The 20,494-nt window shown below is 67.4% G+C and carries 21 protein-coding genes; 13 read left to right on the forward strand and 8 right to left on the reverse strand.

Features of this window, described 5'->3' with window-relative positions:
• Positions 1-4: 4 nt before the first annotated feature.
• The 3 genes from AWC27_RS07365 to AWC27_RS07375 are packed head-to-tail and all read right to left on the reverse strand — an operon-like array spanning position 5 to position 2,429.
• A complete protein-coding gene (locus tag AWC27_RS07365) occupies positions 5-1,054 on the reverse strand; it encodes an LmeA family phospholipid-binding protein (protein ID WP_211281582.1) in 1,050 nt (349 codons plus the stop codon).
• A complete protein-coding gene (locus AWC27_RS07370; RefSeq protein ID WP_085669877.1) occupies positions 1,051-1,881 on the reverse strand; it encodes a carbon-nitrogen hydrolase family protein in 831 nt (276 codons plus the stop codon). The genes AWC27_RS07365 and AWC27_RS07370 overlap by 4 nt, the downstream gene beginning before the upstream one ends.
• 23 nt (positions 1,882-1,904) lie before the next feature.
• The gene (locus AWC27_RS07375; protein ID WP_085669878.1) at positions 1,905-2,429 is read right to left on the reverse strand and encodes a DUF2505 domain-containing protein; all 525 of its coding nucleotides are present in this window, start codon (positions 2,427-2,429) and stop codon (positions 1,905-1,907) included.
• Positions 2,430-2,434: 5 nt separating this feature from the next.
• Between AWC27_RS07375 and AWC27_RS07380 the strand changes: the two genes are divergently transcribed.
• Both AWC27_RS07380 and AWC27_RS07385 read left to right on the forward strand, forming a co-directional pair.
• Positions 2,435-3,544, forward strand: coding sequence for a UDP-N-acetylmuramate dehydrogenase (locus AWC27_RS07380; RefSeq protein ID WP_139836820.1), 1,110 nt, complete (start codon positions 2,435-2,437; stop codon positions 3,542-3,544).
• Between the two features lie 54 nt (positions 3,545-3,598).
• The gene (locus AWC27_RS07385; protein ID WP_211281583.1) at positions 3,599-4,954 is read left to right on the forward strand and encodes a L,D-transpeptidase; all 1,356 of its coding nucleotides are present in this window, start codon (positions 3,599-3,601) and stop codon (positions 4,952-4,954) included.
• Here the strand turns inward: AWC27_RS07385 and AWC27_RS07390 are convergent.
• The gene (locus tag AWC27_RS07390; RefSeq protein WP_085669883.1) at positions 4,938-5,690 is read right to left on the reverse strand and encodes an SDR family NAD(P)-dependent oxidoreductase; all 753 of its coding nucleotides are present in this window, start codon (positions 5,688-5,690) and stop codon (positions 4,938-4,940) included. The genes AWC27_RS07385 and AWC27_RS07390 overlap by 17 nt on opposite strands.
• A 183-nt stretch (positions 5,691-5,873) precedes the next feature.
• On the opposite strand from AWC27_RS07390, the gene AWC27_RS07395 reads away from it, so the two are divergent.
• The 6 genes from AWC27_RS07395 (at position 5,874) to regX (ending at position 11,994) form a co-directional block, all read left to right on the forward strand.
• Positions 5,874-7,190: an ROK family protein gene (locus AWC27_RS07395; RefSeq protein WP_085669884.1), complete on the forward strand. Its 1,317-nt coding sequence runs from the start codon at positions 5,874-5,876 to the stop codon at positions 7,188-7,190.
• Between the two features lie 37 nt (positions 7,191-7,227).
• The gene (mshA, locus tag AWC27_RS07400) at positions 7,228-8,559 is read left to right on the forward strand and encodes a D-inositol-3-phosphate glycosyltransferase (RefSeq protein WP_085669885.1); all 1,332 of its coding nucleotides are present in this window, start codon (positions 7,228-7,230) and stop codon (positions 8,557-8,559) included.
• Complete coding sequence (locus AWC27_RS07405) at positions 8,556-9,065, forward strand: type III secretion system chaperone family protein (protein WP_085669886.1); 510 nt, start codon at positions 8,556-8,558, stop codon at positions 9,063-9,065. The genes mshA and AWC27_RS07405 overlap by 4 nt, the downstream gene beginning before the upstream one ends.
• 13 nt (positions 9,066-9,078) lie before the next feature.
• On the forward strand, positions 9,079-9,834 hold the full coding sequence (locus tag AWC27_RS07410; RefSeq protein WP_085669887.1) for a phosphoglyceromutase: 756 nt from the start codon (positions 9,079-9,081) through the stop codon (positions 9,832-9,834).
• 135 nt (positions 9,835-9,969) lie between these two features.
• Positions 9,970-11,202 carry a sensor histidine kinase gene (locus tag AWC27_RS07415; protein ID WP_139836821.1) on the forward strand — a complete coding sequence of 411 codons (1,233 nt, stop codon included), beginning with the start codon at positions 9,970-9,972 and terminating at the stop codon, positions 11,200-11,202.
• Positions 11,203-11,310: 108 nt separating this feature from the next.
• Positions 11,311-11,994, forward strand: a complete 684-nt coding sequence (regX, locus tag AWC27_RS07420) for a two-component sensory transduction protein RegX (RefSeq protein WP_085669888.1) — start codon at positions 11,311-11,313, stop codon at positions 11,992-11,994.
• Here regX and AWC27_RS07425 read toward each other — a convergent pair.
• Genes AWC27_RS07425 through AWC27_RS07435 form a run of 3 tightly spaced genes read right to left on the reverse strand, consistent with a single transcriptional unit; the run spans position 11,976 to position 15,132 of the window.
• Complete coding sequence (locus tag AWC27_RS07425; RefSeq protein ID WP_085669889.1) at positions 11,976-13,859, reverse strand: GMC family oxidoreductase N-terminal domain-containing protein; 1,884 nt, start codon at positions 13,857-13,859, stop codon at positions 11,976-11,978. The two genes, regX and AWC27_RS07425, sit on opposite strands and share 19 nt — an antisense overlap.
• On the reverse strand, positions 13,856-14,185 hold the full coding sequence (locus AWC27_RS07430; protein ID WP_085669890.1) for a hypothetical protein: 330 nt from the start codon (positions 14,183-14,185) through the stop codon (positions 13,856-13,858). The genes AWC27_RS07425 and AWC27_RS07430 overlap by 4 nt, the downstream gene beginning before the upstream one ends.
• Positions 14,182-15,132, reverse strand: coding sequence for a hypothetical protein (locus AWC27_RS07435; RefSeq protein ID WP_085669891.1), 951 nt, complete (start codon positions 15,130-15,132; stop codon positions 14,182-14,184). Before AWC27_RS07435 ends, AWC27_RS07430 begins: the two co-directional genes overlap by 4 nt.
• Before the next feature lie 59 nt (positions 15,133-15,191).
• Between AWC27_RS07435 and AWC27_RS07440 the strand changes: the two genes are divergently transcribed.
• Positions 15,192-15,908, forward strand: coding sequence for a FadR/GntR family transcriptional regulator (locus AWC27_RS07440; protein ID WP_085669892.1), 717 nt, complete (start codon positions 15,192-15,194; stop codon positions 15,906-15,908).
• On the opposite strand, the gene AWC27_RS07445 is transcribed toward AWC27_RS07440, so the two are convergent.
• A complete protein-coding gene (locus AWC27_RS07445; protein ID WP_085669893.1) occupies positions 15,909-16,694 on the reverse strand; it encodes a DUF3109 family protein in 786 nt (261 codons plus the stop codon).
• A gap of 94 nt (positions 16,695-16,788) precedes the next feature.
• Between AWC27_RS07445 and AWC27_RS07450 the strand changes: the two genes are divergently transcribed.
• Genes AWC27_RS07450 through AWC27_RS07465 form a run of 4 tightly spaced genes read left to right on the forward strand, consistent with a single transcriptional unit; the run spans position 16,789 to position 20,479 of the window.
• A complete protein-coding gene (locus tag AWC27_RS07450) occupies positions 16,789-17,805 on the forward strand; it encodes a Ppx/GppA family phosphatase (RefSeq protein ID WP_085670059.1) in 1,017 nt (338 codons plus the stop codon).
• Complete coding sequence (locus tag AWC27_RS07455; RefSeq protein ID WP_085669894.1) at positions 17,802-18,788, forward strand: hypothetical protein; 987 nt, start codon at positions 17,802-17,804, stop codon at positions 18,786-18,788. Before AWC27_RS07450 ends, AWC27_RS07455 begins: the two co-directional genes overlap by 4 nt.
• 12 nt (positions 18,789-18,800) lie before the next feature.
• The gene (locus AWC27_RS07460) at positions 18,801-19,643 is read left to right on the forward strand and encodes a sugar phosphate isomerase/epimerase family protein (RefSeq protein ID WP_085669895.1); all 843 of its coding nucleotides are present in this window, start codon (positions 18,801-18,803) and stop codon (positions 19,641-19,643) included.
• Positions 19,643-20,479, forward strand: coding sequence for a thioesterase family protein (locus tag AWC27_RS07465; RefSeq protein ID WP_085669896.1), 837 nt, complete (start codon positions 19,643-19,645; stop codon positions 20,477-20,479). The genes AWC27_RS07460 and AWC27_RS07465 overlap by 1 nt, the downstream gene beginning before the upstream one ends.
• Positions 20,480-20,494: the final 15 nt, after the last annotated feature.

A 20,494-nucleotide genomic window follows, 5' to 3' on the forward strand; every position in this document is an offset into this window, starting at 1 on the left:
CGGCTCAGATATTCGCGAAACAGGGGTTCTGGCCGCCGGTGGGGATCGTCGCGTTGCGGGTGGAGAAATGGCTCACCACACCGGTTGACGTGACTTGCACGGTGTCAGCATGAATACCCAACGGATAGTTCTTGGTCAGGTTGCCCATGTATTCGTTGAGGGTGGACTGCACGGTTTCTTTCGGCAGTGAGAAGCCGAGCGTGTTGAAGCTGACGATCTGCAGGTCGATGCCGTTACCGGAGATCACCGGCTTGGCCACGATGTCGTTGAGCATCCCCTTTAATTCGATCGTGCCGTCGCTGGGGTGAGTGGTCACGCTGCTGGTAACGAATTCACCCAGGATCGGTATCGCGTTCTGCACCGACTGCTTGATGCCGTCCGCCGACCAGGTGATGGTGGCATCCAGCGCGCCGAGCGTGCCCGCGGAAGTGGGAGTCTCTTTGAGCTGCACGTTCTGGATGGAGATTTGCAGCTTCATGCCCTTGGCGTCGCGTACCTGATTGCCTGCCGTCTCCACCGAGATGTTGGTGAAGTGGCGGGTCGCAAGCTGCCACAGCAGCAGCGGCGCCACCCCGAACGAAGCGGTGGCCTGGTCCTTGACCTCGCAGGCAACGGCCGCCGCGACCTTGCTGTTGGCTTGGTTGCGGGCGTAGAGCTCGGCGCCGATCAATCCGGCGAGCACGAGCGCAAACACGATGATGAGGACCAGGAAGATGGACAGCGGGTCGCGCCGCCGGCGCCGTTTTTTCTTCGCCTCCTCCGGCTCTTCCTGCGGCGTGGCCAGCGATGTCGTACGGTCAGCGGGCGGGCTGGGCGGCGGCGCCGCGGCGGCCCGGTGGGCGTCGGCGTTGGCGGCGGTCAGGGGCTGGGTCTCTTGTGGCACCTGGCTGGCCATCGTGGGATCTTGACCAGGGGCGGGGCCAGCTGACGGCTGATTCTGATGCAGTCGGCCGCCGGGGGCTTCGCCGGGTGCGGGGGGCCGGCCGAGAGGCCCTTGATTGCCAGGACGCCCCCATGTCGACGGATCGTTCGGTGGTCCTTGCGGATTCGTCACTCTCGCGATTCTGCCCTATCAACCTGAGCAAAGTTTGTGTGGTTCCGCAGCACCGCGATGTTGTCACGAGCCGTGGAGACGTTGTTCACGTCGATGTCGGCGACCAGAAGTTGCGGCTCGGCGCCGGCCGATGTGATGACCTCTCCCAATGGCGAAGCGACCAGGCTGCCGCCCACTCCGGTAGGCGCTCCTGCGCTGGAGAACGCGCCGCCGGGGTCTGCCTGACCAGCCGCGGCGATATAGCTCATCGAGTCCAGCGCCCTGGCCCGGGCCAGCAGTGTCCATTGCTCGAGTTTGCCGGGACCGGAGCCCCAGGACGCGCAGACCACGATCAGCTGGGCGCCGCGGCGGGCCAGCTCGGTGTAGAGCGCCGGAAATCGGATGTCGTAGCAAACGGTGAGCCCAACGGCGACGCCGTCGACGGAGATCACCACCGGGTCATGACCCGCTGCGACCGTGCGCGACTCTCTGAAGCCGAACGCGTCGTACAGATGAATCTTGTGGTAGTGGGCGTCGGGCTGGTTGGGAGTGCCCGGCCCGACGGCGACCAGCGTGTTCGTCACCCGTCCGTCGCCCGCGGGGGTGAACATGCCGGCGATCACGGTGATCGCGGTGTCGGTGGCGATCCGGCGGACACCATCGGCCCAGGGGCCGTCGACGGGCTCGGCGATCGGTTCCAGGGGGACGCCGAACCGGCACATGGTCGCCTCCGGGAAGACCACCAGCTTCGCCCCCGCGGCAGCGGCCCGTTCGGCGTATTCGCGCACCTGCAGCAGATTCGCGGCCGGGTCGGTACCGCTGAGAATCTGTGCCAACGCGATGCGCATGACCGCCAGCCTAGAAGCAACGCTCAGACGTTGTCGGCGATCCACAGCGTGGTGAAGCGCTGTTCTATGGCCACCAACTCGCGCAATTGGGTGCCGATCAGCCGCTCCAGCTTGCCGCCGATGATGGGGATCCGGACCTGGATGGTGAGCTGCGCCGACATCCGGGAGCCGCCGGATTCCTCCTTCGGCGAAAGCACGCCGGTGCCCCACAGGTTCACCGGCGCACCGACTATCGATCCGGCAATGGACACCGTCGCAATGCCGTCGTTAATCGGCGTCCAGATCTCCTCGCGCCGCACGGACAGATCGCCCCGATGCAATTGGGTGACCAGGGCGGGCAGGTTGTGGCTGCACACCGTCTGCACGGTGATCACCTCGATGCTGCCGTCGGCTCCGGACGCGCCACCCAGCCGCATCGACTCAATGGTGGCGATGTCCACCGGGGTTTCGGCCAGCCTGGCCGTCCAGTAATCCGCTTCGTAGAAAGCCCGATGAACGTCTTCGACGCTGCCTTCGTAATCGGCCGACATGTCGAATGAACGCGGCATAGCTGGTGAGGCTACCGTTACGGGCCGTGGTCGGTTCGTACTTTGCCGGTGCTCGCGTCAGCGAGTCGGTGCCGCTGGCCCCGTTGACCACGTTGCGGGTCGGACCGGTGGCGCGGCGCGTAATTACCTGCGACAGCACCGATCAGGCGATCGCCGTGTTGCGGGAGCTGGACGAGCGGGCCCGCGGCGGGGACCAAGGTCCGGTGTTGGTGTTTGCTGGCGGGTCCAATCTGGTGATCGGTGACGCCGTTGGTGAGCTGACCGTGGTGCGGCTGGCCAACAACGCGATCACCTTCGACGGCCACCTGGTCCGCGCGGAGGCCGGCGCGGTGTGGGACGACGTGGTCGTCAGATCCATCGAGCGCCGCCTGGGCGGGCTGGAATGCCTGTCCGGGATCCCGGGCTCGGCCGGGGCCACGCCGGTGCAGAACGTGGGAGCCTATGGCGCCGAAGTGTCCGACACCATCACCCGGGTGCGGCTGTTGGATCGCGCCAGCGGGTCGGTGCGCTGGGTGCCCGCGGCCGAGTTGCGCTTCGGCTATCGCACCAGCGTGCTGAAGAACGCTGACGGCCTCCACACGCCCGCTGTGGTCCTGGAAGTGGAGTTCGCGCTGGATCCGTCCGGACGCAGTGCGCCGTTGCGCTACGGGGAGCTGACGGCTGCGCTGGGGGCCACTGCGGACGACCGCGCCGACCCGAAGGCCGTGCGACAGGCGGTGCTGACGCTGCGCGGCCGCAAGGGCATGGTGCTCGACGCGACCGACCACGACACCTGGAGCGTGGGTTCGTTCTTCACCAACCCGGTGGTCGCGCCGGAGGTCTACGAGAGGCTGGCAAGTCGCATGGACGGGCCGGTGCCGAACTATCCGGCGCCGGGCGGGATCAAGCTGGCCGCCGGCTGGCTGGTCGAGCGGGCCGGTTTCGGTAAGGGGTATCCAGACGACCAGAACGCGCCCTGCCGACTGTCTACAAAACACGCGCTGGCCTTGACGAATCGCGGCGGTGCCACCGCTGATGACGTGATGCGGTTGGCGCGCACTGTTAGAGATGGGGTTTGTGATGTGTTTGGTATCACACTGCAACCCGAACCTGTCCTGGTCGGGTGTGTGTTGTAGCTGCTAGTTTCGTGCTCTAGAAACGTAGAAGGACCTCCGCCGCGCCGCTTTGCGGTGGGGGAGTGGGTGTTTCGCCGGGTATCTTTGACTCTCGTGAGCACCTCCAGCACCCCCAAAAGCCAGGGGCCGATCAATCGGCGCCTGGCGTTGACGGCCCTCGGGGTCGGGGTGTTGGCGCCCAACGTTTTGGCCGCTTGCGCCGGCAAAGTCATGAAGCAGGCCGAGAAGAGACCGCCACCGGCGGCACGCTTGACTTATCGGCCGAACAACGCCGCCGAAGACGTGGTGCCGATTTCGCCGATCAGCGTCGAGGTGGCCGACGGCTGGTTCCAGCGGGTCGCGCTGACCAATACGTCCGGCAAGGTGGTGGCCGGCAACTACAGCCAGGACCGAACCGTCTACACGATCACCGAGCCGCTGGGCTACGACTCGACGTACAGCTGGAGCGGTTCTGCGGTCGGCCACGACGGGAAGGCCATTCCCCTCGCGGGCAAGTTCACCACAGTGACTCCCCGGAAGAAGATCGACGGCGGATTCCAGCTGTCCGACGGCCAGACGGTCGGAATCGCTGCGCCGATCATCATCCAGTTCGATGCCCCGATCAGTGACAAAGCCGCCGTCGAGCGGGCGCTGACCGTGACCACCAACCCGCCCGTCGAGGGCAGCTGGGCCTGGCTGCCGGACGAGGCTGCGGGCGCCCGTATCCACTACCGTCCCCGCGAGTACTACCCGGCGGGTACCACCGTGGCGGTCGACGCCAAGTTGTACGGGCTGCCCTTCGGCGACGGTGCGTACGGCCTACAAGACATGTCGTTGAACATCCAGATCGGCCGGCGCCAGGTGGTCAAGGCCGAGGTCTCGTCGCACCGCATCCAGGTCGTCACCGACGCCGGGGTCATCATGGACTTTCCCTGCAGCTACGGCGAGGCCGACAAGGCGCGCAACGTCACCCGAAACGGTATCCACGTCGTCACCGAGAAATACGCCGACTTCTACATGTCCAACCCGGCCGCGGGGTACAGCAACGTGCACGAACGGTGGGCGGTGCGCATCTCCAACAACGGCGAGTTCATCCACGCGAACCCGATGAGTGCCGGTGCGCAGGGGAACTCCAACGTCACCAACGGCTGCATCAATCTGTCGACGGAAAATGCGGCGGAGTACTTCCCGACCGCGATGTACGGTGACCCGGTCGAGGTGACCGGCAGCTCGATCCAGCTGTCCTACTCCGACGGCGACATCTGGGACTGGGCCGTGGACTGGGATACCTGGGTGTCGATGTCGGCGCTGCCACGCCCGACCGGCCGGACGCCGGGAACTCAGATTCCTATCACCGCGCCCGCCACACCGTCGACGGCTCCTACCTTGTCCGGTACGCCCACGACGGCACCGGCTACGCCAGGTGGTTAGCCCTACGGGTAGCTGAGGCCTGGTCACGCGGCCGGATGATGATTTGATCCAGGTTGACGTGCGAAGGCCGGGAGGCCACGAACCCGATCACTTCCGCGACGTCTGCGGCAACCAGCGGCGTCATGCCGGCGTAGACGGCATCGGCGCGTTGCTGGTCCCCGTCGAAACGAACCAGTGAAAACTCGGTCTCGACGGCGCCCGGGGCGATTTCGGTGAGCCGGACCGGCTTGCCCAGCAATTCACCGCGCAGGGTGCGGTGCAGCGCGCCCTGGGCATGCTTGGCGGCCGTGTAGCCGGCGCCGCCGTCGTAGATCTCCAGCGCGGCGATCGAGGTGATGGTGACCACCAGTCCGTCACCGGATGCGATCAGCTTGGGCAGCAGCGCGCGGGTCACCCGCAGGGTGCCCAGCACGTTGGTCTCCCACATCCAGCGCCAATGCTCGAGATCGGCATCGGCGACCGATTCCAGTCCGCGTGCGCCGCCGGCGTTGTTCACCAGCACATCGACCCGGCCCAATGCGTCGGCCAGCGCGTCGACCGCTGCGGCATCGGTGATGTCGGTCACAACCGCCGTGCCGCCGATCTCGTCGGCCAGTGCGCTGATCCGGTCCGCCCGGCGCGCTACGGCGACTACGTGAAACCCCTGGGCCGCAAGGGTTTTGGCGGTCGCCTCGCCGATTCCGGAACTGGCGCCGGTGATTACCGCAACACGTTGGGACGCGTCGGCTGTCGTCATCGGACCAACTCTAATAAACGTGCTAAATTTTGCGTGTGCACCTCAGCGCCTTGTTCAACACGACCACCGCGTGTCTTTTCGCGGCGGGTGCGTGTTGTTGCCGCGCACTTTGCCGCGCCTGACCCCGAAACGTCAGCAGGTGTGGCCAAGGACCGGCCAATGAACTAGGACATAAGGACACCCGTGCACTCACCTACTCTCACCCCTCATTCCCCTAACCGGCCTCCTAGTCGGCGGGGTCAGCAACCGCGGTCACACCGTCAGGTCTTGCCTCCTTCGTTGCATCTGTCGGATTCCGCGGCGGCGGCGGTTTTCCGCGCCGTGCGGCTGCGCGGGCCGGTCGGCCGCGACGTCATCGCCAAGGTCACGTCGCTGAGCATCGCGACGGTGAACCGCCAAGTGATCGCGCTGCTGGAGGCGGGTCTGCTGCGGGAGCGCGCTGACTTGGCGGTCTCCGGTGCCATCGGGCGCCCCCGCGTTCCGGTGGAGGTCAACCACGAACCGTTTGTGACGCTGGGCATCCACATCGGTGCGCGGACGACGAGCATCGTGGCGACCGACTTGTTCGGCCGCACGCTCGACACGGTCGAAACGCCCACGCCGCTCAATGCCGCGGGGTCGGCCCTGACGTCGCTGGCCGACAGCGCCGGCCGGTACCTGCGGCGCTGGCATCGGCGCCGCCCATTATGGGTCGGCGTGTCGATCGGTGGCGTGGTCGACGGCACCACCGGACATGTCGACCATCCACGGCTGGGCTGGCGACAGGCGCCGGTGGGGCCCGTGCTGGCCGACGTGCTGGGCCTGCCGGTGTCGGTGGCATCCCACGTCGACGCCATGGCCGGGGCCGAATTGCTGCTCGGCATGCGGCGGTTCGCGCCCACGTCGCCGACCAGCCTGTACGTCTACGCCCGCGAAACCGTGGGTTATGCGCTGGTGATCGGTGGCCGGGTGCACTGCCCGGCCAGCGGCCCGGGCACCATTGCCGCCCTGCCGGCCCAGTCGGAGCTGCTCGGGGGTTCCGGGCAGCTGGAATCCACGGTCAGCGACGAAGCGGTGCTGGCGGCTGCCCGCCGGCTGCGGATCCTGTCCGGGGCCGCTCAAGGCATCCGCACCGGCGGCTCGACCACCGCGATCACCGACCTGTTGCGCGTGGCGCGATCGGGTAACCAGCAGGCCAGGGAGCTGCTGGCCGAGCGGGCCCGGGTGCTCGGGGAGGCGGTGGCTCTGCTGCGCGACCTGCTCAATCCCGACGAACTGGTGGTCGGCGGGCAGGCGTTCACCGAGTATCCGGAAGGGATGGAGCGGGTTGAGGCGGCTTTCGCCGCGCGCTCGGTGCTGCCGTCGCGCGATATCCGCGTCACCGTGTTCGGCAACCGAGTGCAGGAAGCCGGTGCGGGTCTGGTGTCGCTGGCCGGGCTCTACGCCGATCCGTTGGGCGCCATGCGCCGTTCAGGTGCGCTGGAGACCCGGCTACCCGATACCGAGGCTGTCGCCGAGTAGCGGTGGGCGGGTCGCTGGTGTCCTGTAAACATGGAGTGTGCGGCACGATGACTTGTCAGTAGACGGCCCGCGCCGCATTGCCCTGTTAGCGGTGCACACCTCCCCACTGGCCCAGCCCGGCACCGGCGATGCCGGCGGCATGAACGTCTACGTGCTGCAGAGCGCGCTGCACCTGGCTCGCCGGGACATCGAGGTGGAGATTTTCACCCGCGCCACCGCGTCGGCGGATCCACCGATCGTGCGGGTAGCGCCCGGCGTGCTGGTGCGCAATGTGGTAGCCGGGCCGTTTGAGGGCCTCGACAAAAACGACTTACCCACCCAGCTGTGCGCCTTCGCGGCCGGGGTGCTGCGCGCCGAAGCTTCCCACGAGCCGGGCTACTACGACATCGTGCACTCGCACTACTGGCTGTCAGGTCAGATCGGGTGGCTGGCCCGCGACCGCTGGGCGGTGCCACTGGTGCACACCGCGCACACGCTGGCCGCGGTGAAGAACGCGGCGCTGGCCGCCGGCGACACTCCAGAACCTCCGCTGCGCACCGTCGGCGAACAGCAGGTCGTCGACGAGGCGGATCGGCTCATCGTCAACACCGAAGATGAAGCCCGGCAATTGGTTTCGATTCACCACGCCGATCCGGCGCGGATCGACGTGGTGCACCCCGGGGTCGATCTCGAGGTATTCCGTCCGGGAGACCGGCGGGTAGCCCGGGCGACGCTGGGGCTGGCGCCCGACGAGCCGGTGGTGGCGTTCGTCGGACGCATCCAGCCGCTTAAGGCGCCCGACATCGTGCTGCGCGCCGCCGCGAAATTGCCGGGTGTGCGCGTCGTCGTCGCCGGCGGGCCGTCCGGTAGCGGAATGGCCGCACCCGACGGCCTGATGCGGCTTGCCGACGAACTCGGTATCGCCGCGCGGGTGACGTTCCTGCCGCCGCAGTCCCGCACCAACCTCGCCACGTTGTTCCAGGCTGCCGATTTGGTTGCGGTGCCGAGTTATTCGGAGTCGTTCGGCTTAGTCGCGGTCGAAGCGCAGGCGTGTGGCACACCGGTGGTGGCTGCCGCCGTGGGCGGGTTGCCGGTGGCGGTCCGCGACGGGATTACCGGCACGTTGGTGTCGGGGCACGGTGTCGATCAGTGGGCTGATGCCATCGGCCGGCTGCTGCGGTTACGCCAGGGTCCGCAAGGTTGGGCGATGCGGTACGCGGCTGCCAAGCATGCGGCCACCTTCTCCTGGGAAAACACCACCGACGCGCTGCTCGACAGTTACCGGCGGGCGATCACTGACTTCACCGCGTTGCGGCAGCGCAGGGTGCGCGACCGGGTGGCGGCGCGCAAGCCGCGCCGCTGGACCTCGCGCCGGGGTGTCGGGGCATGACGTCTCGGGTGGAACAAGTCATCGAGGCCGCGCTGCAGTCCAGCCAGCTGGAGTACTCCAAACACGGCGGTGCGCACGGCGGGTTGCCCGGGGTCGTGGTGGCGTTGCCCGGCGAGCGCCGGCTCAAGACCAACACCATCCTGAGCATCGGCGAGCATTCGGTGCGGGTGGAGGCGTTCGTGTGCCGTAAGCCCGACGAGAATCACGAGGGCGTCTACCGGTTTCTGCTGAAGCGCAACCGCCGGCTTTACGGCGTGGCCTACACGCTGGACAACGTCGGCGATATCTACCTGGTGGGCCGGATGTCGCTGGCCTCGGTCGACGCCGACGAAATCGACCGGGTGCTCGGGCAGGTGCTCGAGGCCGTCGATTCGGACTTTAATACCTTGCTGGAGTTGGGTTTTCGTTCCTCGATTCAAAAAGAATGGGAGTGGCGGGTTTCCCGCGGTGAGTCGCTGAAGAACCTGGAGGCCTTCGCGCACTTAATCGACGAGGACGACGCGTGAGAGACTGACCGGCATGGGTGACACTGCCACGCTGGTACTGCTGCGCCACGGCGAGAGCGACTGGAATGCCCTCAACCTATTCACGGGCTGGGTCGACGTCGGCCTGACCGAGAAGGGCCGGGCCGAGGCGGTGCGCAGCGGCGAATTGCTGGCCGAGCAAGCGCTGCTGCCCGACGTGCTTTACACCTCGCTGCTGCGGCGCGCGATTACCACCGCGCATCTGGCCTTGGACAGCGCCGACCGGCTCTGGATTCCGGTGCACCGCAGCTGGAGGCTCAACGAGCGTCACTACGGCGCACTTCAGGGCCTGGACAAGGCCGAGACGAAGGCGCGCTATGGCGAAGAGCAGTTCATGGCCTGGCGGCGCAGCTACGACACCCCGCCACCGCCGATCGAGAAGGGCAGCGAGTTCAGCCAGGACGCCGATCCCCGGTACGCCGACATCGGGGGCGGGCCGCTAACCGAGTGCCTGAAGGACGTGGTGGCCCGCTTTCTCCCGTACTTCACCGACGTGATCGTGCCTGACCTGCGGACCGGTAAGACCGTCCTGATCGTCGCGCACGGCAACTCGCTGCGTGCACTGGTCAAGCACCTGGACGGCATGTCCGACGAAGACGTCGTTGGGCTGAACATCCCCACCGGCATCCCGCTGCGGTACGACCTGGATGCTCAGCTTCGCCCGGTGGTGGAGGGCGGCACCTATCTCGACCCTGAGGCGGCCGCTGCCGGTGCCGCGGCGGTGGCCAGCCAGGGTGCGGCGAAAGCGTGATAGTTGGCGCCAATAGGCCCGTTTGACAAACATCACGTGAACAGCAGCCGAATACCTGTCGCGAAGTATGTGACTTGTCCGAATTTGGCCTTGCTTAGCTAGGGCGGCGTTCACCCAATTTGTAGGATTTGCCCTGTGACTGTGTTCTCGGCACTGTTGCTGGCCGGGGTCTTGTCCGTGCTGGGGCTGGCCGTAGGTATTGCGGCCGGGGCCCGGCTGTCGTCCAGGATCGTCGCACGCCGCCGCCGAGCGGCGACCGAGTCGACCGGAATCACGGTCGCGCAAATGCTGCAACGAATCGTTGCGCTGATGCCGCTGGGTGTGGCCGTAGTGGATGCCCATCGCGACGTCGTATATCTCAACGACCGGGCTAAAGAGCTCGGTCTGGTGCGCGACCGCCAACTCGACGACCAGGCCTGGCGGGCCGCAGAGCAGGCGCTGAGCGGTGACGACGTCGAATTCGACCTGCCACCCGGCAAGCGTTCGTCCGGGCGCTCCGGGCTTTCGGTGCACGGGCAAGCCCGGCTACTGAGCGAATCGGATCGCAGGTTCGCCGTCGTTTTCGCCCACGACCAGTCCGACTACGCCCGCATGGAGGCGACCAGGCGTGATTTCGTGGCCAACGTCAGCCACGAACTCAAGACCCCGGTGGGGGCCATGGCTTTGCTCGCCGAGGCGCTGCTGGCTTCGGCCGACGACTCCGAAACCGTTCGGCGGTTCGCCGAGAAGGTGCTCATCGAGGCCAACCGGCTGGGTGACATGGTCGCCGAGCTGATCGAGCTGTCCCGCCTGCAGGGGGCCGAGCGGCTGTCCAACGTCACTGACGTCGAGGTGGACACCGTTGTGTCCGAAGCCATTTCACGGCACAAGGTGGCCGCCGAAAACGCGAATATCGAAGTCCGCACCGATGCCCCCAGCGGTCTACACGTGCTGGGCGATCAGACCCTGCTGGTTACCGCCTTGGCCAATCTGGTGTCCAACGCGATTGCCTATTCACCGCGCGGATCACTGGTCTCGATCAGCCGTCGCCGCCGCGGCGACAATATCGAGATCGCCGTCACCGATCGGGGTATCGGGATCGCTTTGGAAGACCAGGAGCGGGTCTTCGAGCGATTCTTCCGCGGGGACAAGGCCCGGTCGCGGGCCACCGGCGGAAGCGGGTTGGGCCTGGCCATCGTCAAACACGTGGCGGCCAACCACAACGGCAGCATCGGCGTGTGGAGCAAGCCGGGAACCGGATCAACGTTCACGTTGTCGCTCCCGGCGGCAACGCCGTCGGATGAAGACGACGAAGACCATCCTGAGCAATCGCAACGGCGCGACGTGCGACCCAACCGGTCACAACGAGAGGAAGAGCTGAGTCGATGATCCGCGCTAACCATGAAGGGGAGTGGCGCAAATGACACACGCTAACGACGACGCAGAGCGCAGCGATGAGGTGGGGGCACCTCCCGCTTGCGGGGGAGAGTTGCGCAAATGACAGCCGTATTGATCGTCGAGGACGAGGAGTCATTGGCCGACCCGCTGGCGTTTCTGCTGCGCAAGGAGGGCTTTGAGGCCACGGTGGTGACCGATGGCCCGTCGGCGCTGGCCGAGTTCGACCGGGCCGGTGCCGATATCGTGCTGCTCGACCTGATGCTGCCCGGGATGTCTGGAACCGACGTGTGCAAGCAGCTGCGTGCCCGCTCCAGCGTGCCGGTGATCATGGTGACCGCCCGCGACAGCGAGATCGACAAAGTGGTCGGCCTGGAGCTGGGTGCCGACGACTATGTGACAAAGCCCTACTCGGCGCGCGAGTTGATCGCCCGGATCCGCGCGGTGCTGCGCCGTGGCGGCGACGACGACTCGGAAATCAGCGACGGCGTGCTTGAGTCCGGGCCGGTGCGGATGGATGTCGAACGCCACGTCGTCTCGGTCAACGGCGACGCCATCACGCTGCCGCTCAAGGAATTCGACCTGCTCGAATACCTGATGCGCAACAGCGGGAGGGTGCTGACGCGCGGCCAGTTGATCGACCGGGTCTGGGGCGCCGACTACGTCGGTGACACCAAGACGCTCGATGTCCACGTCAAGCGGCTACGATCCAAGATCGAGGCCGACCCGGCCAACCCGGTACACCTGGTGACCGTGCGGGGCCTGGGCTACAAGCTCGAGGGCTGACCCCGCCGCTCGGCCATCTGGTCGGCTACGGCCAGCGCCATCGCCATGATGGACAGCTGCGGATTGACCTCAGGACAGCTGGGCAGGATCGACGCATCGGCCACCCAGACACCGTCGACGCCGCGCAATCGGCCGGTCTCGTCGACGGGACAGAGCTGTTCGTCGGCGCCGGCTGCCGCTGTCCCGGTGGGGTGGAACGCGGCCAGGTGCAGACTGCGCGGGTTGGCCCGCTGTAACACCTGCTGCAGCTCGGGAAATGACGTCACCGTGGTCGCGCCGGGCAGGCCGGTAAGGACCTCCACAGCGCCCGCGGCGAACAGCAGCCGGCCAATGGCCTCCAATGCGACTCGCAGCTTGGCGAGGTCGGATTGGGCGATGTCGTAGCGCACCAGCGTCTCGCCGCGCACCGACCGCACCGAGCCGACGCCTCGATCGGCCACCATCGCACCGAATGTCGCGACCTGGGGTGCCCAGTCGAGCCAGCGCAGCAACTCCGCGCCGTAGCCGGGAAAGAGCATCGAGCCCATGCCAGGCGGTGTGGAGGTTGCTTCGATCAGCACACCGTCGGACTCGTGAAATTCGTGCACCGCGGCGCTCTGCAGCACGCCGCGCCAGGCGTAGACGTCGTCCTCGAACCGGCCCGCGAGCATCGTCGCCGGATGCAGCGCCAGATTCCGTCCCAGCCGCGGATGCCCGCCGAGGCCGCTGCGCCGCAGCAGCCCCGGCGTCTCGGTGGCACCGGCGGCGATGACCACGGTGTCGGCGAGCACGTCGATCGCGGTGCCGTCGGGCCGGCGGGCGCGCACCCCGCGAGCGCGTCCGTTCCGATGCAAGACACGTTCGACGCGCGCCTGGGAGATGATCCGGGCGCCGGCCGCGCACGCCTGCGGCAGCGCGTTGAGGTGTACGCCGTACTTGGCGTTGTGCGGACATCCGATGGCGCACTGGCAACAGCCTTCGCAGCCTGGGGCGTTGCGGGGAATGGGCGCCGCCTGCCAGCCCAGCGACTTGGCCGCATCAAGCAGCAGGTTGCCGTTGCGGCCCATGATGTTCAGCGGGACGGGCGCGACCCGCAGGGTGCGCTCCACCTCGTCGAGGCGAGCGGCGAACTGATCGGGATCGGCCAACCCGAATCCGAACTCGTCGCGCCAGCGTTGCTGTACGGCACGTGGTGGCCGGAAACAGGTGCCGGAGTTGACGACGGTGGTGCCGCCGACCGCACGGCCCACCGGCAGCGCGACCGAAGGGCGGCCGAGCGCAATCGTGGCGGCCGCGCCGCGGTACAACCCGGCGAAGCGGTCGATCGGGTGGGTGGTCCGGAATTCCTCGACCGTCCAGCGCCGTCCCTCTTCGAGCACGACGGCATCAAAGCCTGCGCGGGCCAGCGTGCGCGCGGCCATCGCGCCACCGGCGCCCGAGCCCACGACCACGACGTCTGTGGTGACGACCGACGAGCTTTCGGCCGACGGGGTGACGTTGAGCGCGGCATCCGGTCGTGCCGGGTCGTGCTCGGCGGCGCGGGACAGCAATTCCGGCGCATAGGTATCGGCGCCGTTGACCAGCAGCACCATCGCCTTCATGACATCCACGGCCGCGCCGACGTCGGGGTTGAGCGCAGCGACTCGGCGTAGCACCTGTTCGCGTTCGCCGGGATCGAGCCGCGCCATGGACCGGCCGGTGGTGAGGTAGCTGGCGGCGGCCAGCGAAGCCAGCCCGGCACGCACCGCCAGCCGGGAGGCGGCGGGTATCCGGGTGAGATACCGATCGACGCGCTCGACCAGCTCGGCCGGCGACGGGCCGCCGTATTCCTCGGGCAGCAGGGCGGTGCCGAAGGAAGCGGTCGCGCGATCGGCCAGACGGCTCATTTACCGCGTCCGAGCAGCCGGCCGAGTTTGAGGAAGAACGGGTAGGTGGCGAAGATGCCGCCGGCCGCCGCGTGCAGGGGCCACTCGGCCTGGTCGGTGTTCACGTTGAAGACGCCACTGTTCCACATGAAGTCGCGGCCATTGCGCGAGCGGAACGGCCGCCACAAAAAACCCAGGCCGGGCACGTTGTTGTAAAGGCCGAACGAGCCGGCGAAGAACACGCCGAGGACGGCGGCCTCGATCAGGTCTCGACGCTTCTTGGGGATGCGGCGCTCGATCAGTACTCCCGAGGCAAACAGCAGCGGCGGGTCGAGAGCAAAACTCATCGGGGTGTCCTTTCGTTGACGGCCGGCGCCTCGGCACCGCGCAAGCCGACTTCGGCGTGCCCGGTGCCCAGCACCGACCAATGCCGGTCGTCGATGTCGATGTGGATGTCGGCCTGCTCGGTATTGGTGCAGACCACGGTGCCGCCGTCGGGATCGGTGTAGAGCAGGCTCACGCACCGCTCCGGCGGCTGGTCGACGCGTATCAGCACGTTGCGGCCGCCGATACGCCCCTCCAGCTGCCAGTGCCGCACACCGAGTGTCGTTCGCATCCGCACCGACGGCAGAGCGCTTGTGGGCCAGTCCTTTCCGTCGATGCGCAAGCGCACGAACGCCAGCGGTGCCAGTCGGTTGAGTCCGGGTTTGTGGGAGACGGCCGCTACTGCTTCCACAACGTCGCCGTCTCCCAGATCGGCATGGATCCAACCCCAGCGCTTGGCATTGCCGTGCCCGTAGATGTGGGCGATAGCGCCGCGCCAGCCGTCGACGCAGTGAGCGGTGCCGTCGACCGTCAGCGAGCCGGTGAAATCGGCGGTGGGGGCCAGCACTACCTGGGCGCCGGGCAGCAGTTCGCGCTCCCATGCCACGCGAGGAAAGGTCCACAGCGGCGTCCCGGTGTCCTTCCAGGAGACGTCCCAGGCCAGGGATCCCGCACGACCGGTCAGCTTTTCGGGGCACGCTCGCGCGCCGGCGTGGTCGAACCAGGCTGTGCCCGACGCGGGCTGGGCCGGCACGGGTCCGAAGCGCTCGGTCAGTGGCAGACCCTCGGGGGGAAACCAGGTCGTCCAGCCGTGTGCATACGGAGCGCTGGAGGTGGGTGCGACGATTTCGTAGTGAATCCAGAGTCCGGCCCGGGTCAGCGGGTCCGACAAGGTGGCGTACCAGACTTCCAGTCGTCCGGCCTTACCCCGCCAGCGCGGGGCGACGGCCGATTGCATTTCGTCGTCCACTGCTGTTCCTTCGGAGTCCTAGGAGATGGTGTGGCCAGTCTACAATATTGGTTGAGCCAATGAACCAATCAACCCCCATACCCCCGCCCGATCGTCAGCGCGTGGACGAGCAGATCGCCACGTCCCTCGCCGACGCGATCCTGGACGGCGTTTTCCCGCCCGGCTCGGCGTTGCCTCCGGAACGCGAACTTGCCGAGCAGCTCGGCGTCAACCGCACGTCGCTGCGGCAGGGCCTGGCGCGGCTGCAACAGATGGGGTTGATCGAGGTGCGCCACGGGAGCGGCAGCGTGGTGTGCGACCCCGAAGGTCTCACTCATCCCGCGGTGGTCGAGGCGCTGGTGCGAAAGTTGGGCCCGGACTTCTTGGTCGAATTGTTCGAGATCCGGGCGGCGCTGGGTCCGTTGATCGGCCGCCTGGCGGCTGCCCGCAGCAAGCCTGAGGATGCCGAGGCGTTACGCGCCGCGCTGGCCGCCGTGGGGGAGGCGGACACCGCCGCGGCGCGTCAGGCGGCCGATGTCGCGTACTTCCGGGTGCTCATCCACAGCACCCGCAACCGCGCCCTGGGGTTGTTGTACCGCTGGGTGGAGCATGCGTTCGGCGGCCGCGAGCACGAACTGACCGGCGCATATGCGGACGCTGAGCCGGTGGTGGCAGATCTGCGGGCCATAACTGACGCGGTCCTGGCGCGCGACGCGGACACGGCCGCTGCGACGGTGGAGGCCTACCTGAACGCCAGCGCCCTGCGCATGGTGATGGCCTACACGACCGCCCGTTAGCTACTGGGCTGCCCGCGTCGCCGGGTGTACGGCGATCAGGCCCAATTTGCTGCGGCGCCGGCACATCGCCGCCAATTCGCCGTAGGCCTTCTCGCCGAGCAGCTCGGTGAGTTCGTCGGCAAGACTTTCCCATACCTGCTGGGCGCCGACGTGGGCGGCCGGATCGCCGGTGCAGTACCAATGCAGGTCAGCACCTCCCGAGCCCCAGCCGCGGCGATCGTATTCGGTGAGCGTGGTCTTGAGGATCTCGGTTCCGTCGGGCCGGGTCACCCACTCCTGGCTGCGCCGGATCGGCAACTGCCAGCAGACGTCGGGCTTCATGGTCAGCGGCGGCACGCCCAGCTTGAGGGCCTTGCTGTGCAGCGCGCACCCGACGCCACCGCGGAACCCCGGACGGTTCAGGAAGATGCAGGCGTCCTTGTGCTTGCGGGTGCGGTACTGCGGCTGGTCGTCATGCTCGTCGAGTTCCAGATATCCCTTGCGGCCCAACCCTTTTTCGCGAAATTGCCAGTCGTCGTCGGTCAGCTTCTGCACCGCGTCGTCCAACCGTGCGCGGTCGTCGTCGTCGGACAGAAACGCGCCGTGCGAGCAGCACCCGTCGTGCGGCCGCCCCGCGACGGTGCCCCGGCAGGCCGGCGTGCCGAACACACACGTCCAGTGCGACAGCAACCAGGTGAGGTCGGCCGCGATCAGATGCTCGGGATTGTCCGGGTCGTAGAACTCCACCCACTCGCGGGCGAAATCCAATTCGACTTCCTGGCCTGGCCCCTGGCGCGAATTTGCCACGGACTCAACGTTAGACCAAGATTCGGGCCCTGATCGGCGGGCGACCGCGCGGGTCGTGCAACGCGAGCTACTTGTGCCGGGCTAGTTTGTGTTCGTGCGATTGGGTGTGCTGGACGTGGGGAGCAACACGGTTCATCTACTGGTGGTAGATGCTCACCGTGGCGGGCATCCGACCCCGATGAGCTCAACGAAGGCCACATTGCGGCTTGCCGAGGCAACCGACAGCTCCGGCAGGATCACCAAGCGCGGCGCCGACAAACTGGTCTCCACCATTGACGAGTTCGCCAAGATCGCGGTGAGCTCCGGTTGCGCGGAGCTGATGGCCTTCGCCACCTCCGCAGTCCGCGACGCCGAGAATTCCGACGACGTCCTGGCCCGGGTCCGCAAAGAGGCCGGCGTCGAGTTGCAGGTGCTGCGCGGGGTCGACGAGTCGCGGTTGACGTTTCTGGCGGTGCGACGGTGGTTCGGGTGGAGTGCTGGCCGCATCATCAACCTCGACATCGGCGGCGGCTCGCTGGAGGTGTCCAGCGGTGTCGACGAGGAGCCAGAGGTCGCGTTGTCGCTGCCGCTGGGTGCGGGGCGGTTGGCCCGTGAGTGGCTGCCGGACGATCCGCCCGGGCGGCGACGGGTGGCGATGCTGCGCGATTGGCTTGATGCGGAATTGGCGGACGCCAGCGCGGCCGTCCTGGAAGCCGGTGAACCCGACCTGGCCGTCGCATCGTCGAAGACGTTCCGGTCGTTGGCGCGCCTCACCGGCGCGGCGCCATCGGCCGCCGGTCCGCGAGTGAAACGCACGCTCACGGCAAATGGCCTCAGACAACTCATATCTTTCATCTCTAGGATGACGACCGCTGACCGGGCAGAACTGGAAGGAGTGAGCGCCGAGCGCGCGCCACAGATCGTGGCAGGTGCTCTGGTGGCGGAGGCAAGCATGCGCGCGCTGTCGATAGAAACGGTGGATATCTGCCCGTGGGCGCTACGGGAAGGTCTCATCTTGCGCAAACTCGACAGCGAAGCCGACGGAACCGCTCTTGTGGAGACTTCGGTACGCGATGCTGGAGGTCAGGTAGTTGATCGGAACGCGGCCAACCGATCGAGAGGTAAACCATGACCGGACCACACTCTGAGACTGAGGACACCAAGCAAATCTCCGTGGCCGAGTTGCTGGCCAGGAATGGAACCATCGGTGCCCCGGCTCCTACGCGACGCCGCCGCCGTCGGCGCGGGGATAGCGACGCGGTAACCGTCGCAGAACTCACCGGCGAGATTCCCATCATCCGTGAGCAACCTCACGAGGAAGCCGAACCGGCCGTGCCGACCACTCCGTCGGCGCCGGCGAACGGGCAGCCCGACGTAATCGAGACGGCACCCGAACCCCAGGCGGCACCGCCAGCTGAACCGGAACCGGTCCCTGAAGTCGCGGCCAAGACCGCGTACTGGTCGGAACCCGAACCGCGTTGGCCCAAGTCCGAGCCGGTGGCCCGGCGCCCCTCCGGTCCGGAGCGCAGCGAGTACCCCCGGCCGCTACGGCACACCGAAGCCGAGCAAGCCGGGCAGGAATCCGGTGCCGAGCACATGAGCCCCGATCCGGTGGAGCACTACGGCGACACCTCGGTGGATGTGATGGACACCGAGGTGCGTGAAGCGGACTCAGCGGTCGAGGACTCCGCGTACGTGCGCTCCTACCTGCAGGCTTCGGAAGGGACGTTATTCGGCGGCCAGTCCATCGCCGATGAGGTAGCCCGGCGGCGCGGTGAGCAGGTGCCCACCCTCTTCGACGAGGACCCCGTCGACGTGGCGGCCCAGCCGGCTCGAATGTCGTCCGGCAAGCTGATCGCCTTGTGGCGCGGCACGGTGATCGTGCTCCAGTCGATCCTGGCGGTGGTGTTCGGCGCGGGACTGTTCATCGCGTTCGACCAGCTGTGGCGCTGGAACAGCATTGTGGCACTGGTGCTGTCGGTGCTGGTCATTCTTGGACTGGTCGTCGGGGTGCGGGTGGTGCGCAAGACCGAAGACATTGCCAGTACGTTGATCGCGGTTGCCGTGGGGGCGCTGATCACCCTGGGACCGCTGGCCCTGTTGCAATCGGGCTAGGCGCCGGCAGACTTGCGCCCAGCGATCAAAGTCGGCCTGTCGACGGCCTCCGTGTACCCGTTGCGGGCGGAGGCCGCGTTCGAGTACGCGGCCAGGCTCGGCTACGACGGGGTCGAGCTGATGGTCTGGGGCGAATCGGTAAGCCAGGACATCGCTGCTGTCCGCAAGCTATCGCGGCGTTATCACATGCCGGTGTTATCCGTGCACGCTCCGTGCCTGCTGATCTCGCAGCGGGTGTGGGGTGCCAATCCGATCGTGAAGCTGGACCGCAGTGTGCGCGCCGCCGAAGAGCTGGGGGCGCAGACGGTGGTGGTGCATCCGCCGTTTCGGTGGCAACGGCGTTACGCCGAGGGCTTCAGCGAGCAGGTCGCCGCGCTGGAATCGTCCAGCGACGTGCTGGTGGCCGTGGAGAACATGTTTCCGTTTCGGGCGGATCGGCTCTTCGGGGCCGACCAGTCGCGCCAGCGCATGCGCAAACGTGGTGGTGGACCGGGCGCAGCCATTTCGGCGTTTGCGCCGTCCTACGACCCGCTGGACGGCAACCACGCGCACTACACGCTGGACCTCTCGCACACCGCGACCGCAGGCACCGACGCGCTGGAAATGGCCGGGCGAATGGCCTCGGGTTTGGTCCACCTGCACCTGTGCGACGGCAGCGGACTGCCCGCCGACGAGCACATGGTGCCCGGCCGTGGCACCCAGCCCACCGCCGAGGTGTGCCAGATGCTGGCCGGCGGCGCCTTCGCCGGTCACGTGATCTTGGAGGTGTCCACCTCGAGCGCACGTTCGGCCTACGAGCGCGAATCCATGCTGGCCGAGTCGTTGCAGTTCGCCCGGACGCATCTGCTGCGCTGATGACGGCCCTATTCAGCGCCGCGATGGCGCTACGCGAACTCGAGTCCGGCCCAAACGGCCAGGTCTTTGCCGGCGAGCTGAACAAGCACTGGACCATCGGGCCCAAGGTGCACGGCGGTGCGATGGTGGCGCTGTGTGCCAACGCCGCGCGTATCGCACACGGTGAACACGAGGGAGGTGCGCTGCAGCCCGTCGCGGTCTCGGCGAATTTCCTGTGGGCCCCCGATCCCGGTGGACTGCAGGTGGTGACGTCGATCCGCAAGCGTGGGCGCCGGATCAGCGTGGTCGATGTCGAGCTCAACCAAGGCGATCGCACCGCGGTGCACGCCGTGGTCACGCTGGGCGAGCCGGAACATCAAGGGACACCCCTGCTTTCGGCGAACCCGGTGGTGGATTTGATGGCGCCGGAACCGCCCGAGGGCGTCGAACCGATCGGGCCGGGCCATCGGCTGGCCGGCCTGGTGCATCTGGGCGAAGGCTGCGATGTGCGGCCGTTGCTTACGACCATGGGCCGGGTCACAGACGGGCGCCCGCCCGTGCTGCAGATGTGGGCTCGTCCGCGCGGTGTCGCTCCGGACGCGCTGTTCGCGCTCATGTGCGGGGATTTATCGGCGCCGGTGACCTTTGCGGTGGACCGCACCGGCTGGGCGCCGACGGTTCAACTCACCGCCTTCATCCGCGCCCTGCCCGTCGATGGCTGGTTGCGCGTGGTCTGCACCTGCACGGAGATCGGGCAGGACTGGTTCGACGAGGACCACATCGTTGTCGATCAGTCGGGTCGCATTGTGGCCCAGTCGCGCCAGCTGGCCCTGGTTCCTGCCCAGCGGGGCGGATAGATCGCGGCATCTGCG

The sequence above is a fragment of the Mycobacterium szulgai genome (assembly GCF_002116635.1).
Taxonomy (GTDB): domain Bacteria; phylum Actinomycetota; class Actinomycetes; order Mycobacteriales; family Mycobacteriaceae; genus Mycobacterium; species Mycobacterium szulgai.